General features: G+C 66.8%; 21 protein-coding genes. 8 read left to right on the top strand and 13 right to left on the bottom strand.

Annotated elements, in window-relative coordinates; all coding sequences use genetic code 11:
- Positions 1–51: 51 nt before the first annotated feature.
- Positions 52–264 (top strand): DUF3820 family protein, encoded by a 213-nt coding sequence (locus ASD55_RS00625; RefSeq protein ID WP_056713844.1) that lies wholly within the window; start codon positions 52–54, stop codon positions 262–264.
- A 113-nt stretch (positions 265–377) separates the two neighbouring features.
- Positions 378–989, top strand: coding sequence for a 2OG-Fe(II) oxygenase (locus ASD55_RS00620; protein ID WP_056762959.1), 612 nt, complete (start codon positions 378–380; stop codon positions 987–989).
- Here the strand turns inward: ASD55_RS00620 and ASD55_RS00615 are convergent.
- Genes ASD55_RS00615 through ASD55_RS00605 form a run of 3 tightly spaced genes read right to left on the bottom strand, consistent with a single transcriptional unit; the run spans position 962 to position 3336 of the window.
- A complete protein-coding gene (locus tag ASD55_RS00615) occupies positions 962–2020 on the bottom strand; it encodes an alpha/beta fold hydrolase (RefSeq protein WP_056762957.1) in 1059 nt (352 codons plus the stop codon). The genes ASD55_RS00620 and ASD55_RS00615 overlap by 28 nt on opposite strands.
- Complete coding sequence (locus tag ASD55_RS00610) at positions 2017–2817, bottom strand: lysophospholipid acyltransferase family protein (protein WP_056762955.1); 801 nt, start codon at positions 2815–2817, stop codon at positions 2017–2019. Before ASD55_RS00610 ends, ASD55_RS00615 begins: the two co-directional genes overlap by 4 nt.
- An 18-nt stretch (positions 2818–2835) precedes the next feature.
- The gene (locus ASD55_RS00605) at positions 2836–3336 is read right to left on the bottom strand and encodes an Lrp/AsnC family transcriptional regulator (protein WP_056714495.1); all 501 of its coding nucleotides are present in this window, start codon (positions 3334–3336) and stop codon (positions 2836–2838) included.
- A gap of 135 nt (positions 3337–3471) precedes the next feature.
- Here ASD55_RS00605 and phhA point away from each other — a divergent pair, with 135 nt between their 5' ends.
- The gene (gene phhA / locus ASD55_RS00600; RefSeq protein ID WP_007809755.1) at positions 3472–4359 is read left to right on the top strand and encodes a phenylalanine 4-monooxygenase; all 888 of its coding nucleotides are present in this window, start codon (positions 3472–3474) and stop codon (positions 4357–4359) included.
- Positions 4360–4368: 9 nt separating this feature from the next.
- Here phhA and ASD55_RS00595 read toward each other — a convergent pair whose 3' ends face one another.
- On the bottom strand, positions 4369–5040 hold the full coding sequence (locus ASD55_RS00595; protein ID WP_082542651.1) for an SGNH/GDSL hydrolase family protein: 672 nt from the start codon (positions 5038–5040) through the stop codon (positions 4369–4371).
- A 125-nt stretch (positions 5041–5165) separates the two neighbouring features.
- The gene (gene pspF / locus ASD55_RS00590) at positions 5166–6209 is read right to left on the bottom strand and encodes a phage shock protein operon transcriptional activator (RefSeq protein WP_056762949.1); all 1044 of its coding nucleotides are present in this window, start codon (positions 6207–6209) and stop codon (positions 5166–5168) included.
- 222 nt (positions 6210–6431) lie between these two features.
- Here pspF and pspA point away from each other — a divergent pair, with 222 nt between their 5' ends.
- From pspA to ASD55_RS00570, 4 genes are all read left to right on the top strand, one after another.
- Positions 6432–7112 carry a phage shock protein PspA gene (pspA, locus tag ASD55_RS00585; protein ID WP_056714505.1) on the top strand — a complete coding sequence of 227 codons (681 nt, stop codon included), beginning with the start codon at positions 6432–6434 and terminating at the stop codon, positions 7110–7112.
- 81 nt (positions 7113–7193) lie between these two features.
- Positions 7194–7466 (top strand): PspC domain-containing protein, encoded by a 273-nt coding sequence (locus ASD55_RS00580; RefSeq protein ID WP_082542590.1) that lies wholly within the window; start codon positions 7194–7196, stop codon positions 7464–7466.
- 3 nt (positions 7467–7469) lie between these two features.
- Positions 7470–7856, top strand: coding sequence for a PspC domain-containing protein (locus ASD55_RS00575; protein ID WP_056762946.1), 387 nt, complete (start codon positions 7470–7472; stop codon positions 7854–7856).
- Between the two features lie 9 nt (positions 7857–7865).
- Entirely contained in the window at positions 7866–8078 is a 213-nt protein-coding gene (locus ASD55_RS00570) for a hypothetical protein (RefSeq protein ID WP_056762943.1), read from the top strand.
- Between the two features lie 97 nt (positions 8079–8175).
- Here the strand turns inward: ASD55_RS00570 and ASD55_RS00565 are convergent, their stop codons facing one another.
- The 8 genes from ASD55_RS00565 to ASD55_RS00530 all read right to left on the bottom strand — a co-directional run bounded on the left by ASD55_RS00565 (position 8176) and on the right by ASD55_RS00530 (position 14028).
- Positions 8176–8877 (bottom strand): RES family NAD+ phosphorylase, encoded by a 702-nt coding sequence (locus tag ASD55_RS00565; RefSeq protein ID WP_056762940.1) that lies wholly within the window; start codon positions 8875–8877, stop codon positions 8176–8178.
- Positions 8878–8967: 90 nt separating this feature from the next.
- Positions 8968–9360, bottom strand: a complete 393-nt coding sequence (locus tag ASD55_RS00560) for an MbcA/ParS/Xre antitoxin family protein (protein WP_200946045.1) — start codon at positions 9358–9360, stop codon at positions 8968–8970.
- Between the two features lie 76 nt (positions 9361–9436).
- Complete coding sequence (locus ASD55_RS00555) at positions 9437–11239, bottom strand: DUF885 family protein (protein ID WP_056764372.1); 1803 nt, start codon at positions 11237–11239, stop codon at positions 9437–9439.
- 158 nt (positions 11240–11397) lie between these two features.
- Positions 11398–12102: a YafY family protein gene (locus tag ASD55_RS00550; protein ID WP_056714520.1), complete on the bottom strand. Its 705-nt coding sequence runs from the start codon at positions 12100–12102 to the stop codon at positions 11398–11400.
- Positions 12103–12162: 60 nt separating this feature from the next.
- Positions 12163–12792, bottom strand: coding sequence for a glutathione S-transferase family protein (locus tag ASD55_RS00545; RefSeq protein ID WP_056762938.1), 630 nt, complete (start codon positions 12790–12792; stop codon positions 12163–12165).
- A gap of 30 nt (positions 12793–12822) precedes the next feature.
- Positions 12823–13227, bottom strand: coding sequence for a GFA family protein (locus tag ASD55_RS00540; RefSeq protein WP_056714525.1), 405 nt, complete (start codon positions 13225–13227; stop codon positions 12823–12825).
- Positions 13227–13409 (bottom strand): hypothetical protein, encoded by a 183-nt coding sequence (locus ASD55_RS00535; protein ID WP_056762935.1) that lies wholly within the window; start codon positions 13407–13409, stop codon positions 13227–13229. Before ASD55_RS00535 ends, ASD55_RS00540 begins: the two co-directional genes overlap by 1 nt.
- A gap of 10 nt (positions 13410–13419) precedes the next feature.
- The gene (locus ASD55_RS00530) at positions 13420–14028 is read right to left on the bottom strand and encodes a DJ-1/PfpI family protein (RefSeq protein WP_056762932.1); all 609 of its coding nucleotides are present in this window, start codon (positions 14026–14028) and stop codon (positions 13420–13422) included.
- A 184-nt stretch (positions 14029–14212) separates the two neighbouring features.
- Here ASD55_RS00530 and ASD55_RS00525 point away from each other — a divergent pair, with 184 nt between their 5' ends.
- On the top strand, positions 14213–15229 hold the full coding sequence (locus tag ASD55_RS00525) for a class 1 fructose-bisphosphatase (RefSeq protein ID WP_056762929.1): 1017 nt from the start codon (positions 14213–14215) through the stop codon (positions 15227–15229).
- Positions 15230–15276: the final 47 nt, after the last annotated feature.

Below are 15276 nucleotides of genomic sequence, written 5' to 3'. Positions count from 1 at the left end.
ATGTTGTTTCGTTCCCGCAATGCCGTTTCTCCCTGCCACCGAGGCCATCACATGGACGCCGCCGATCTGCAGAAACTGGTGACCGTGCGCATGCCGTACGGCAAGTACCAGGGCCGGCTGATCGCGGACCTGCCCGGTGCCTACCTGGCCTGGTTTGCCCGCGAGGGCTTCCCGCCCGGTCAGCTGGGCCAGTTGCTGGCCCTGATGCTGGAGCTCGATCACAACGGCCTGGGCCGCCTGCTCGACCCACTGCGCACGCGCTGACGAATCATCGTATGCTGCGCCGCTGCCGGTCATGGCAGCCTGCCCCCCAGCGCCGCCCGACCAGGCATGCACCGGAACGGCCACTTCGCTGCTTCGCGCACTCCGGGCGTTCGATGTCTTCCCCCTTCTGTTTCGATGCCGCCGCCAGCGCGCTGGCGGTCGATGGCTGGTGCATGCTGCCCGGCCTGCTGGATGACGCGCAGACGCGTGCGCTGGGGCTCGAATGCGCCGCGCTGCACGATGCCCGGCAACTGCTGCCCGCCCGCACCGGCATCGGCCGCACGACATCGTCGCTGCGTGGCGACAGCATCCACTGGTTTGCCACGGATGCCCTGACCGGGCCGCAGCGGGTTTTCACCGACCGCATGGACGCGTTGCGCCAGAGGCTGGGGCGCGAACTGATGCTGAGCCTGGTCGATTGCGAATCGCATTACGCGATGTACCGGCCCGGCGCCGGCTACGCGCGGCACCTGGATCGCCTGCGCGGCAGCGACACCCGGGTCCTCTCGGCGGTGTTCTATCTCAACCAGGACTGGCTGGACACGGACGGTGGCGCGCTGCGCCTGTATCTGGACGACGGCAGCCATCGCGACATCCTCCCCCGCGCGGGCGAGCTGCTGCTGTTCCTGTCCGGCCGGTTCGAGCACGAGGTGTTGCCGGCCGCGCGCGACCGCATGAGCATCGCCAGCTGGATGCGTCAGCGCGCCGTGGGCGCGGATGCCTGAGCCGGCGCCACGCCGTCGATGGATGATTCGGCGTCGGCAATCGCGTTGAAGCGGCCGGCAATGTAGTCGTCCGAAAAGCTGGTCATGCCCCAGTCGCGGATGAAGCCGCAGTGGCCGCCGTACTCGGCGATGTCCAGTTCGATGTTCGGCGGCAGTTCGAGCTTTTCGAAACTGCCCACCGGGATCACCGGATCATCGCGCGAGGTCAGGATGGTGGCGGGAATCTGCATCGCCTGCATCGCGTCGCCGGCCACCGAATAGCCGTCCAGATACTGTTGCAGCGACTTGAAGTCGGTGTGGCGCAGCACCAGCGATTCGGTCAGCCCGCGCAGGTGCTGCTTCAGCTCGGACATCTCGAAGAACTGGTGCTCGGGAAACGCCCGCTGCTTGGCCAGCAGCGAGTGGCGCCACTTGCGCATGAAGTAGGCCTGGTAGAACCACGGCGCCGATTCCTCCAGCGCGAACAGCCCCGCACCCGGATCGATGATCGGGCAGACCGCCAGCACGTAACTCAGCGGAATGCCCAGCAGCGAGGTCTGCATCGCGGCGCGCAGCGCGAAGTTGCCGCCCAGCGAGAAGCCGGCCAGCGCCATCGGCCGGGCCGGGTAGCGCCGGGCGATGTCACCCAGCGCGTGCACCACTTCGTCGAGCCGGCAGGAGTGGAACAGCGCCTCGTTGAGCCCGTGGCTGTCGCCATGGTCGCGAAAGTTGAGGCGGAAGATGTCCCAGCCATCGGCCAGCAGGCGACTGCCGGTCTGCAGCACGTAGGTGGAGTCGACACTGCCTTCCCAGCCATGGAACAGCACGGCCAGTCCGCGCGACTGCGGAAGCGTCTTCTGCGCGGTGTAGGCACCGGTCAGGCGCACGCCGCCACCGCCATCGACCACCACCGGCTCGGCGCCCTGCAGCACGGTCTTGGCCGCGCGCGGCAGCAGCAGCCGGCGCACGCCGCTGGACGACAGCATGGTCTGGATATGACCGCTGCGCAGCGGCCAGGGTGGACGGAAATCCTTTCCGTAAAGCAGGCTCATTCCTGGCGGTCTTCCAGTGCGGAGGCGATGCGTTCGCGTGACAGCTCGGCCATGCGTCGGCGCGCATCGGGGGTGGCGGGCACCGGCGCCAGGAAGTGGATCTCGGCATCCATCGGCGCCTCGCCCAGCAGGCGCACGATGTTGCCGAAGAAGCTCTCGTCTTCGCGGAAGCCGGCATCGACCACCCGCCGGCCGCCGCGGGCAAAGCGCAGCGCCACCGGCTGCACCGTCACTTCGGCGTCGAGCGCGGCCTGGAAGATGCGCGCGTGGAACACTTTCAGCACGCCGTGGTATCCGGTGCCCCCTTCCGGGAACACCGCCACCGAACGCCCGGCGCGCAGGCGCTCGACCATGGCCTGCATCACCGTCGCCAGCGAATGGTTGTTGCCGCGGCGGTGGAAGATGGTGCCGCCGTTGGCGGCCAGCCAGCCGATCAGCGGCCAGCCGGCGATCTCCGCCTTGGCCACGAAGCAGGCCGCGCGCTGGCTGTGCAGCATGATGATGTCGAGCCACGAGGTGTGGTTGGCGACGAACAGCACGGGGTCGCGCAGCGCCTCGCCGAAGCGCCGGGCGCGCATGCCGAGGATGCGCAGCAGGGTCACCGACCACAGCCGGATCATCCGGTGCGGGAACGGCTCGCGTCCGTTCTTCATGACGGCCTGCTGGTTCCAGCTGAGCAGCAGCGCGCAGAGCAGGATGCCCAGCACGACGTGCAGCACCACCAGCGGCACGCGCCACAGGTAGCGCAGCGGGCGCAGCAGGTCGCGTTCGGGCACGGAGGTGGTGTCGATGCTCATCAGCTGCCCAGTTTAACGTTAGTTCCGCGCCGCCGCAGGCCCCGATCGCTCCAGCTGCGCCAGCGGCAGCGAGGGCGAACGCTTCACCGTGCGCAGCACGAAGCTCGAATTGACATCGCCGACCCCGCTGGCGTTCAACAGATGGTCGAGCAGGAAACGCGAGAAGTCCTTGAGGTCGGCCACGTAAACGTGCAGCAGGTAGTCCATGTCGCCAGTCAGCGCATGGCAGGCGACCACTTCGTCCCAGCCGCTGACGCGCTCGACGAAACCTTCGATCGCTGCGCTCTCGTGGCGGGTCAGCTGGACCCGCACAAAGGCTTGCAGGCCCAGTCCGACCGCCTGCGGATCGACTTGGGCGGCGTAGCCGGTGATCACCTGGTCCGCCTCCAGCCGCTGCAGCCGGCGCAGGCAGGCCGAGGGCGACAGGCTGACCCGCTCGGCCAGTTCGGCATTGGTGATGCGGCCTTCGCTCTGCAGCACGGCGAGCATGCGCAGGTCGGTGCGATCCAGCGACGTCATGCAATGATCTCCTTCTACTTTGGCGATTGACGCAAGAATAGTTCATTCTTGACCCATAATCGGACAATAAAGCAAGCCTGCTGCGGGCGATCCACCGTATCCTTGAGATTGCCTGACCCACCCGGAACCGCGCCCATGGACACTCCTCGCAAAGTCGAACACCAGCAGACCGACCGCGGTTACGTGCCCGTCTACGCCACCGGCGTGGTCGAACAGCCGTGGGACAGCTACAGCGCGACCGACCATGAAGTCTGGGACACGCTGTTCAAGCGCCAGCGCGAACTGCTGCCGGGCCGCGCCTGCCGGGAATTCCTCGACGGCGTCGAGCGCTTCGGCCTGGGCGATGGCGGCATCCCGAAATTTGCCGAGTTGAACAAGGTGCTCGGCGCCGCCACCGGCTGGGAGCTGGTCGCGGTGGAGGGCCTGCTGCCGGACGAGGTGTTCTTCGACCACCTGGCCCATCGCCGTTTCCCGGTCAGCTGGTGGATCAGGAAGCCCGACCAGCTCGACTACCTCAGCGAGCCGGACCTGTTCCACGACATGTTCGGCCACGTGCCGCTGCTGCTGAACCCGGTGTTCGCCGACTACATGCAGGCCTACGGCCGCGGCGGCATGAAGGCGTTCGCAATCGGCCCCGAAGCGCTGATGAACCTGACCCGGCTGTACTGGTACACGGTGGAGTTCGGCCTGATCAACACCGGCGACGGCCTGCGCATCTACGGCGCCGGCATCGTCAGCTCCAAGGGCGAGTCGATCTACTCGCTCGATTCGCCCTCGCCCAACCGCATCGGCTTCGGCCTGGAGCGCGTGATGAGCACGCGCTACCGCATCGACACCTACCAGCAGACCTATTTCGTGATCGACAGCTTCGAGCAACTGTTCGAAGCGACCCATCCGGACTTCACGCCGATCTACGCGAAGCTGCGCGAATCGCCCGCGCACGCCGCCGGCGACGTGCTCGATGGGGACCGCGTGTTCACCCGTGGCGACCGCGTGGGCTGGGCGACCAACGCGGACACCTGATTCGCCGGATCAGCGCAAGGTGGCGTCCAGCCACGGTCCCACCACGCCGGTCCACAGCGCATAGCCCTGCCGGTTCATGTGCAGCCCGTCGGCGATAAACCAACGCGATTGCGGCTGGCCGTCGCTGCCCAGCATCGGGGTGAACACGTCCAGGTAGCTGACGCCCGGCTGGCTGGCGGCATAGGCGCGTACCAGCGCATTCGCCTCGCGGATCTTCGGCAGCAACACCGTGCGCGCCACGCTGGGCTTGATGGCGATGAAGGCGACCGGGACATCCGCATCGTACGAGCGCGCCTTGCGCACGAAGGCGGCGAAGTCGTCGCGCACATGGGCCGGGCTGTCGCCGTCGGCCAGGTCGTTGTCGCCCGCATACATCACGATCGCGCGGGGATGGTACGGCGCCACGATGCGGTCGGCGAAGAAGGTGGCATCGTCGATCTCCGAACCGCCAAAGCCGCGGTTGAGCGTGCGCACCTGCGGGAAATCCGTCGCCAGCGAGCGCCACATGCGGATCGACGAACTGCCGATGAACAACACCGCGCCCGCCGCCGGTGGCTGCGCCCGATCCGTGGCCTGGAACGCGGCGATATCCCGGTTCCACTGCGCATGATCGTTTTCCCGGTTGTCGCGTGCTGCGGCCAGCAGCGGGCACAGCAGCAGGATCCACAGCAGATGACGCATGCACTTCATCGTTCGCTCCGTCGTGGTCATGCCGGCTGCAGACTGTCGATGCTGCCTGCAGACAGCGGGAAACGCCGTTCCCGAGCGTAGCGCAACGACGGCGAAGGTGATTTCGCGGTTGCCACTCATGGATCGTCCCCGCGACGGCGCGACTTCACCATGCCGTGCTTGCGCAACAGCGCGCGCAGTTGGTGATAGCTGAGTCCGAGCAGTGGCGCTGCCTCGACCTGGCTGTGGCGGGCTTCGACGAGCGCGCACTGGACCAGGTCCACTTCCAGGCGCGCCATCTCGGTCTTGATGTCGCAGGGAAGCCGGATCGATTTCTTTTCCGGCGCTGCCACGTCGACGGCTTCCGGCTCGGCCTCGACCGCCGGCCGGAACGCGGAAGCGAAGGGGTCGAAAACGATGGCGTCGACCGGATCGTCGGCCGGCGTGCGGTGCACCGACCGCTCGACCACGTTCTTCAACTCGCGCACATTGCCCGGCCACGGATAGCGGATCAGCGCGGCGCGGGCGGATTCGCTGAAACCGGCAAACAGGTCCCGACCCAGCTCGCGACTGATGTTGAGCGCGAAGTGCTCGGCCAGTTGCAGGATGTCACCCGTGCGTGCGCGCAGCGGCGGTACCGTCAGCACGTCGAAAGCCAGGCGGTCGAGCAGGTCGGCGCGAAACGTTCCGGCGCGCACGGCGGCGGGCAGGTCGCCATTGGTCGCGCCCACGATGCGGGCGTCCACGGTCAGCGTCTCGTTGCCGCCGACGCGTTCGAACTGGCCGTACTCGACCGCGCGCAGGATCTTTTCCTGCACGCGCAGGGAAACCGTGGCCAGCTCGTCGAGGAACAGCGTGCCACCGTGGGCCTGCTCGAAACGGCCGATGTGGCGGCGGCTGGCGCCGGTGAACGCGCCCGCCTCATGGCCGAACAACTCGGTTTCGAGCAGGGCTTCGGTCAGGGTCGCGCAGTTGAGCTTCACCAGCGGCGCCTCCCAGCGCGGCGACAGGTAATGCAGTCGCGCCGCGATCAGCTCCTTGCCGGTGCCGCGCTCGCCGATGACCAGCACCGGCTTGTTCACCGCCGCCACCCGCGAGACGTGTTCCAGCAAATCGAGGAAGGCCGTCGACTCGCCCAGCATGGCGGTGATTTCGGTATCCGATGGCCGCGGATCTGGCATGGGACATCAACTCGCAGAGGGGGCAATGGTCGAATGGCTCATCCAACCCGATATTGGTCAATTCAACCATAAATCGGTTTATCCAACCGCTGCGAACGACGCGCCTTCACGGCCGCAAGGAGGCAACCGTTGACCAATCAATGACTTGAGACGACGCCGGCATTTGGCACGACCCGTGCTCTGGATACTTCGTGGCCCTTCACCATCACGAGGCAAGCAGACATGGGCGTTTTTTCGAGAATGAGCGACATCATCAACTCCAACATCAACGCGATGCTGGACAAGGCCGAGGAACCGGAAAAGGTGGTGCGGCTGATCATCCAGGAGATGGAAGACACGCTGGTGGAAGTGCGCTCCGCCGCGGCGCGCGCAATCGCCGACCGCAAGGAACTGGAGCGGCGCGTGGAACACGCCCAGCGCGAGTCCGACGAGTGGCAGCGTCGGGCCGAGCTGGCCATCACCAAGGGGCGCGACGATCTGGCCAAGGCCGCGCTGGCCGAAAAGAAGCACATGGACGCGGCGCGTGAATCGCTCCAGCGCCAGTGCCACGAGGTCGAACTGGGCCTGGCCAAGCTCAACGACGACATCGCCGCGCTGCAGGTCAAGCTGGCCGATGCCAAGCATCGGCAGAAATCCTTCGAATTGCGCCACCACACGGCGGCCAACCGCCTGAAGGCGCGCAGCCGCACCCACGACGAGCGGATCAACAACGCGCTGGGTCGCTTCGAGCACTACGAGCGCAAGCTGGAACACATGGAAGGCCGGGTCGAAGCCTACGACCTGGGCAAGCAGCGCGATCTCGACCGCGAATTCGCGGAGCTGGAAACCAACGACCACGTCGAGGCCGAACTGGCGGCGCTGAAGGAACGCCTGGGCTCGGCGAAGCCGGCGAACAAGGAATAACGAGGCACTAACCCGATGGAAGCGGCGCGACAACGCCGGAAACCATCCGGATACCCAAACACCCCACTGGAGAGACAAGGCATGAACGCTACACGGGACGGAGATCGTCGACGCCCGCTCCACCGCGATTCGGAACGCGGCCTGATCCTCGGCGTATGCACCGGCATCGCCGAAAGCTTCGACTGGCCGGTATGGCTGACCCGCGCCGGCGCGTTGGCGCTGGGCTGGTGCTTCCCGGTGTCCGCCGTGGTGGCCTACGTCGTCGCCGCGCTGGTCATGCCGGAGCGACCGCTGCGTTACTGCGGCGACGGCGACGAGCGCAGCTACTGGCAATCGACGCGTCACCGGAGCTGAGCCATGGCACGCGACGACTACGGGCGCGCGCAGCGCTTCCATCGCGATCCCCGCCACGGCAGGCTCATGGGCGTGTGTGCGGGCGTGGCGGACGAGCTCGGCTGCAACGTCACCCTGGTCCGGATCATCGCGGTCATCGCGCTGTTCTGGTTCGGCGTGGTGACGCTGGCGGCGTATGTCGTTCTCGGCTTCCTGCTGCCCGCCAGGACGGACATGCGGCACGATATCGACGAGGCGTACTGGGGCAGCGTGAGGTACGCGGCGGGCGACGGCTTCCGCGAGCGACGCCATCGCCGGCGCGAGCTGGACAGCAACTTGCAGCACATGGAAGGCTACGTCACTTCGCGTCGACGCGATCTCGACCGCCAATTTCGCGATCTGGAACACTAGGAATCAACGATGGACCACGGTCAATTTTTCATACTGAGCATCATCATCGTCATCTTCGGCGCGCGCATCATCCGCGATCACCTGCGCTTCAAGCAGGTCCAGCCGCGTGAGGACCCGCAATACCAGGCGCGCATGGACACGCTGGAGCAGCGCGTGAGGACGCTGGAACGCATCGTGACCGACAAGGGCTACGACCTCAAACGGGAATTCGAGAAGCTGTAGACGCGAGCAGGGCCGCGGCGCGACCGGGGAAACGGCAGGTCGCCTTCGCCACCCGCCCCGGAAGCCGATCGTGCCCACTCCGCGACGATCGGCGCTGTTACGACTTGTTCGGCCCGGACCGCTTGAGCTCGCTCACCTCCAGCACCTGGGCGATGCGGGTGCCGTCCCAGCGGTAGACCAGGTGCCTGGCCTGCACGCAGGGCGCGACCACGTCGGGGAAGAACGCCGCGATGCATTCGCCGCCGGCATGCCGGGCGCTGTCGAAAACGATGCCGGGCGAACCGGCATCGCGCAGCCTGCGTGCCAGCGCCACGCTGGCCACGTAACTGTCGGCCGCCTGTTCCGCCGGCCAGCCACCGCGCAGGTCGTGCAGCTTGCTGTCCACGCTGGTGCGATAGCAGCGCATCTGCACTTCGCACGGCGGTTCGCTGGTCGCGGCCATGAATTGCTCGTGGTGATAAACCGTTTCCTCGACCGCGGTGGCCACGCTGTGCGCCGCGTAGAACACGCCCCACGTGCCGTCGGAGAAGCGGCTGCCTTCCGGATTCAGATGGGTGAACGCCGCCATCACCGGCGTCGAACCCGGGCCGCTGACCCGATGCGCCTTCGGCACCAGCTTCAGCGCGTCGATCTCCTCGCGCAGGCGCGAATTGGTCAATGCCTCGATCGCGAACACCGCGTCCATGTCGGCCGGGTCGGCAATGCGGTCGTACACCCCGACCGGCGGGAAGCGGCTGGGCACGATGCGATACGCCTGGCTCCAGCGGACGCGTTTGAGGGGCGGCAACTCGTTTGGCATCAGGGTTCCTGGAAGTGCTTCCTTGCCTGCAGGGAGAGGCGCAAAGCGTGCGGCATCGCCGTCTCGCTCGCCGCGACGCCCGTCACCGCTTCAGCCGCGCTGCGCGTCCAGATACTGCCGCACCACGTACAGGTCGGCGACATTGCCCGACAGCATGCGTTCCAGCGCGGAGTGGCCGCCGAACAGCGACGCCGTATTCGGCTTGTGCAGCCAGGCGTCGGCCTGGGCCGGTTCGGGAAACAGGATCTGCAGCGACTTCCAGATCCCGAGCAGATAGCTGATCCGCTCGATGGTGTCGCGTCCCGGGGCACCATCCTGCTGGCGCTTCCACTTGTAGAAGGTCGATTCCGGCGGATCACCGAGCAGCTTGCGCTGATCGGCGATGCGCAGCTTCCAGTGTTCGGCGAGACGGAAGAACGCGCGCAACGCCGGACCACCGAGGTCCGCGTCAGGAGTGTTTTCAGGCAGCGACTGGGCCAGCACGGTCACTCTCCTTGTAAAGTTGACATGCAATTTACTCTACAAGGGAAGCTTTGGTCAATGTTTGACCAGTGCCGGCTCACGGTCCCGACGGCTGCTCCTTCGCCTTTGCGGCACAGTCGCAGCCGTAATCCGGCTCCGGACCGCCGTCGGCGATGAAGCGGTCGATGCGCTGTTCCAGCACCGGCAACGGCACTGAGCCGGTGGACAGCACGGTGTCGTGGAAATGGCGGATGTCGAACTTCGCGCCGAGCGCCTGCTCCGCCTTCGCGCGCAGTTCGCGGATCTTCAGGTAGCCCAGTTCGTACGACAGCGCCTGGCCGGGCCAGCTGATGTAGCGGTCGACTTCGTTGGCGATCTCGCGAGCGGACAACGCGGTGTTGACGGTGAGGTAGTCGATCGCCTGCTGCCGGCTCCAGCCCAGGTGATGGATGCCGGTGTCGACCACCAGCCGGCAGGCCCGCCACATCTGGTAGGTGAGGTAACCGAAACGCTGGTACGGGGTCTTGTAGATGCCCATCTCGTTGCCGAGATATTCCGAATAGAGGCCCCAGCCCTCGCCGTAGGCGGAGATGTAGCTGTTGCGGCGGAACGCGGGCTGGCCGTGCTGCTCGTCGGCCAGCTCTAGCTGCAGCGCGTGGCCCGGATAGGACTCATGCAGGGTCAGCGCGGGCATGTTGTACAGCGGCCGCGACGGCAGGTCATAGGTGTTGACCATGTATTCGTCGGGGCCGCCGCGACCGGAGGTGTAGTACGGCGCGATGTCGGCCGGCACCGGCACGATGGTGAAGCGCTGGCGCGGCAGGTGGCCGAAGTATCTGGCCATCTGGCCGTCCACTTCCTTGGCCACCCAGGCGCTGCGCATCAGCAGCTCCTCCGGCGACTTCGCGTAGAACTGCGGGTCGCTGCGCAGGAACTGCAGGAACTCGGCGAAGCTGCCCTTGAAGTCGGTGTCCTTGATCACCTCCAGCATCTGCGCATGGATCTGCGCCACCTGGTCCAGGCCGATCTGGTGGATCGCGTCGGGGCTGAGGTCGAGCGTGGTGTACTCGCGGATCTGCTGGCGATAGAACGCCTTGCCGTCGGGCAGCGCCTCGGCGGCGAGCGTCTTGCGCGCACGGGGCAGGTACTCGTTGCGGAAGAACGCCAGCAGTCTGGCGTACGCCGGAATCACCTCGTCGCGAAGGCGGCGCAAGGCCTGTCCCTGCAAGGCCTGGGCCTCGTCGGTGGGCATCGTGGCCGGCAGCTGCCTGAACGGCGCATAGAAGCTGCTCGCGGTTGGGTCCTTCAATTCGGCGACCGCGGCGATCGACACGTCACGCCCGTCCAGCACCGCGCGGGGCACGCTGAAGCCGCGCTTGAGCCCGGCCCGCATGTTGGCGATCTGCTGGTCGAAGTAGGCGGGGATCTGGTCGAGCCGATCCAGGTACTGTTCGTAGTCCTGCCGGGTGCGCAGCCGGCCGCCGCCCAGCTGGTAACCGATGTCCGACCAGAACGCCGAATCGCTGTTGAACGGCATCTGCCAGTTCTTGAAGCGCTGGTTGGCGACGAAGTTATCGATCTGCTGGCGGTAGATGGCGAAATTCACCTGCTCGGCGGGCGACAGTGCGGTCGGGTCAATGCCGTCCAGTTGCCTGAGCACGCTCTGCCAATAATCCAGTCGTCGTTGTTGGCTGGCCGCGTCCACGGTATCCAGCCGTCCATTGTTGGGCTGAGCCTCGCCCGAGGCGCTGATGCCGGCCTGCCCCGTCCGCCAGGCCCATTCGGTGGTGTAGATGTTCTTGAACCGGACATCGGCGGCGGCGGCGGTTTCGCTGGCCGGGGCGTCGATCGCGTAGGCCGGCGCGCTGCAGACGAGTGCAAGCACGGCCCATCGGGCCATCATCGGAGTCTTGTTCACTCGGGTTCCTCTTTCCGGGCGGCGGCGTCATCGATCAGGTGACGTGATGCGAACGTCTATCGTGGCCGTCATGACGGCCCATGGCAACGGCACCCGGCATCCAGTGTCAGTATCGACGCCCCGGTCCGTCCACGGCCCGCTCAGCCCAGATTGAGTTCGCCCACTCCCACCGAGCGCAGGTAGGCAGCCAGGTTGCGCTCTTCGGTTTCGATGAAAACCTCGCCGCTGGCCGCGCTCTCGGCGATCCGGTCCGGGCGGAAGTTGCGGAAGTCGCCGCGCATGCGGCACCACGCGCCCAGGGTCCACTTGCCGCCCCAGAACGACAGGCACAGCGGCTCGATCTCGCGGGTGCTGGGGTTGCCGCCTTCGTCGCGATAGGCCATCCGCAGCACCTGGTTGCCGACGATGGCCGCGTGCAGCTGATCGAGCAGGGCGGCGAAATCGTCGCGGTACTGGTCGCGCCACACCGGCGCGAAGATGCGCGTGCGACTGGCGCGCTCGCGCAGTTCCGGCGGCAGCACCGCCTCGATCTTCAGCAGCGCCGTCTGCGCGTTTTCCGCCAGCCGGGTGCCGGCGAATGCACGCACGAAGCGCGAGCCGACCACCAGAGCCTCGAGTTCGCTGGCGTTGAACATCAGCGGCGGGATGTCCGAACCCTTGCGCAGGACGTAGCCGACGCCGGCCTCACCCTCGATCGGCACGCCGGACAACTGCAGGTCGGCGACATCGCGATAGACCGTGCGCAGCGACACGCCCAGCGTCTGCGCCAGCGATCGCGCCTGCAGTGCGGTACGTCGACCGCGCAGCGCGTGAATGATGAGGAATAGCCGGTCCGCTCGACGCATCCGTACATCATCCCCGGGAATGATGACGGCGAACAGCGTCGAACGTCACGACTCATCGCATCACGCGCCCTGGGCGGCCGCCAGTTCGGCATCCAGCGCGGTGGCACGCTGCACGCCCGGCCGTGCCAGCACGCGGTCGATGTAGGCACGGATCACCGGCAGCTCGGGCACCAGCTTGAACATCGTGGTCCAGTTCAACGCGGTGCCCCACAACACGTCCGCCGCGCTGAAGCGCTCGCCCAGCAGGTACGGTCCCTTTTCCAGCTGGTCGACCACGGTCTTCAGCATGGTGTCGTAGTCGCCGTAGCCGCAGGTCGACGTCGACGCCGGCTCGCGCTGCAGCGATCTGTCGGTCACCGCCGGTTCGAAGCATGAACCGTAGAACACCAGCCAGCGCAGGTACGGGCCGCGCAGCGGGTCACCGATCGGCGGCGCCAGCCCGGCTTCGGCATACAGATCGGCCAGGTAGATGAACACCGCCGGCTGCTCGGTGACCAGGGCACCGTCGTGATGGATCGCCGGCACCTTGCCCATCGGGTTGATCGCCAGATACGCCGGCTGCCGCTGTTCACCGGCCTTCAGGCTGAGCACGTGCAACTCGTAGTCGGCAGCCAGTTCCTCGAGCAGGGCGCGGGTACCGGCGGAGCGGCTTTGTGGCGAATGAAAGAAGCTGACGCGTGACTCGCTCATCGTGGTTTCCTGGCGAACGGGTGGAAAGTTTCAGAGATGCCGCGTTTCGGCCGGTGCGGACATCCAGTTGTTGTGGCGACCGTCGGAGAAGCGCAGCGGCGCCTCGATCAACTCCTGCGGTTCGACGTCATCGAGGCAGGCCAGGCTGATCGACACGTAGTCGCCGCCGATTTCCGCGATATGGCCGCGGCCGAACGAGCGCACGCCGCAATGCCGGCAGAACAGGTGGTGGGCGCTGCGGGTGTTGAACTGATAGTCCGACAAGGCGTCCTCGCCGCTCAGCAACCGGAAGGCCGCGGGCTTGACGATCACGCCCCACTGCCGCGTCTTGGTGCAGATCGAGCAGTTGCAACGCCCGGTGCCGGCGGCGAGATCGATGTCGGCTTCATAGCGCACCGCGCCGCAATGGCAACTTCCGTGATAAGTCCTGGTCATCATTTGCTCCGGTGATGGAAGGTGTGGGTCAGTGCGGCGAGCAGCGCGCGTTGTCGCCGCGGCGTCGCGCCACTGGCTCCGGTCGGGTTCGCTTTCGGCAGGCGATATTGGCCGTCCAGCAGCAGGCCATTGAGGTACAGCGGACGATAGGCCATCAGGGTGCGTTGCAGGATCTTGTTCATCGCGACCTCCTCATGCCGCCATGGCTTCGCCGACGCACCAGGGCGGCAGCTGCGCATGCTTGAACAGGCGATACCAGTGATCGCGATCGGTGGGGCCGTACAGGTCCAGCGTGCGGATCACCTCGCGGGCGAATTCCACGCTGCCCAGGTGGCTGGCGCTGATCACGCCGCCGTCGCTGACCGCGAGCACCTCGGCGTCGTATTGCTCCGCGCCGGCATAGGTAGGCACCTGCGCGGCGATCTGCCCCGACCAGTTGCCGGTGTGACGGCAATCGTCGAGCAGGCCGGCGCGGGCCAGCGCCAGCATGCCGCTGTCGATGCCGGCCACCACCGCGCCGGCCGCGTGCAACTGGCGCATCGCCGCCACCGCCGGCGCGCCCTCGCCACGCTGCCACAGATGGCCGCCGGGCACGATCAGCATCGCGGCGCGCGCGTCGTCCAGCTGATCCAGCGTCAGCTCCGGCTGCACGCACAGCCCACCCATCGAGGTGACCTGGGCGCGGCTGAAGCCCACCGTCTGCACCTCCCAGTCGCCGGGGCGCCGGATTTCGCACAGGGCCAGCGCCGCCTGCCAGTCGGCAAAACCCTCGAACACCAGGAAATAAACCGTATCGCGCATGTCTTGGTCCTCCGCCTTGGAGGGACAGCTTGCAGGGGGGCTGCTGCCAGCGTGTTGTCAGCAGGGCGGGGAACAAAAGCGGGATCGCCAGGCTTCACGCTCCCGGGCGCTGCTCTTCTCCGTTCCCCCGTTCCCCGCTCAAAACAAATGCGACAATGCCCGTCCCCCACGCCATGGACCCGACATGAAGCCTGTCTCACTGATCCAGTTCCTGATCGAGGAACGCCGCGCCGGCCACATCAATGCCGAACTTTCGCTGCTGATCGAAGTGGTCGCGCGCGCCTGCAAGCGCATTGCGGTGGCCACCGGCAAGGGCGCGCTGGGCGGCGTGCTGGGCGAGGCCGGCACGGGCAACATCCAGGGCGAGGCGCAGAAGAAGCTGGACGTGATCTCCAACGAGATCCTGCTGGAAGCGAACGCCTGGGGCGGCCACCTCGCCGCCTGCGCCTCGGAGGAAATGGAAGACCCGCAGCAGATTCCGGACGGCTACCCGAAGGGCAACCACCTGCTGCTGTTCGATCCGCTGGACGGCTCGTCGAACATCGATGTGAACATCTCGGTCGGCACGATCTTCTCGGTGCTGCGCTGCCCGGACGGCGTGACCGAGCCGAAGGCCGAGCACTTCCTGCAGCCGGGCACCACCCAGCTCGCCGCCGGCTACGTGGTGTACGGCCCGGCCACCGTGCTGGTGCTGACCTTCGGCCACGGCACCCACGAATTCACGCTCGATCGCGAGGTGGGCAGCTTCATCCTCAGCCGGCGCGCCATCCGCATTCCGGAGCAGGCCACCGAGTTCGCCATCAACATGTCCAACCAGCGCCACTGGCAGCCGCCGATGCAGCGTTACGTGGGCGAACTGCTGGCCGGCAAGACCGGGCCGCGCGGCAAGGACTTCAACATGCGCTGGGTCGCCTCGATGGTGGCCGACGTGCACCGCATCGTGACCCGCGGCGGCGTGTTCTATTACCCGCTGGACGCGAAGATCGAGAAGCAGGGCGGCAAGCTGCGCATCATGTACGAGGCCAACCCGATGGCCTTCATCATCGAGCAGGCCGGCGGCGCGGCGACCACCGGTCGCCAGCGCATCATGGAGATCCAGCCCACCGGCCTGCACCAGCGCGTGCCGGTGTTCCTCGGCTCGAAGGAAGAAGTCGAACTGGCCACGCGCTACCACCAGGAAGCCGACGCCGCGCAAGGCTGACCCTCCTGCTCCCTCCCCTGCTTGCAGGGGAGGGGCAACCTCCAACC

This window comes from Rhodanobacter sp. Root561, assembly GCF_001427365.1.
GTDB lineage: Bacteria > Pseudomonadota > Gammaproteobacteria > Xanthomonadales > Rhodanobacteraceae > Rhodanobacter.
The sequence above is the reverse complement of the archived record's forward strand: the minus strand, read 5'-3'. Positions and strand labels throughout refer to the sequence as shown.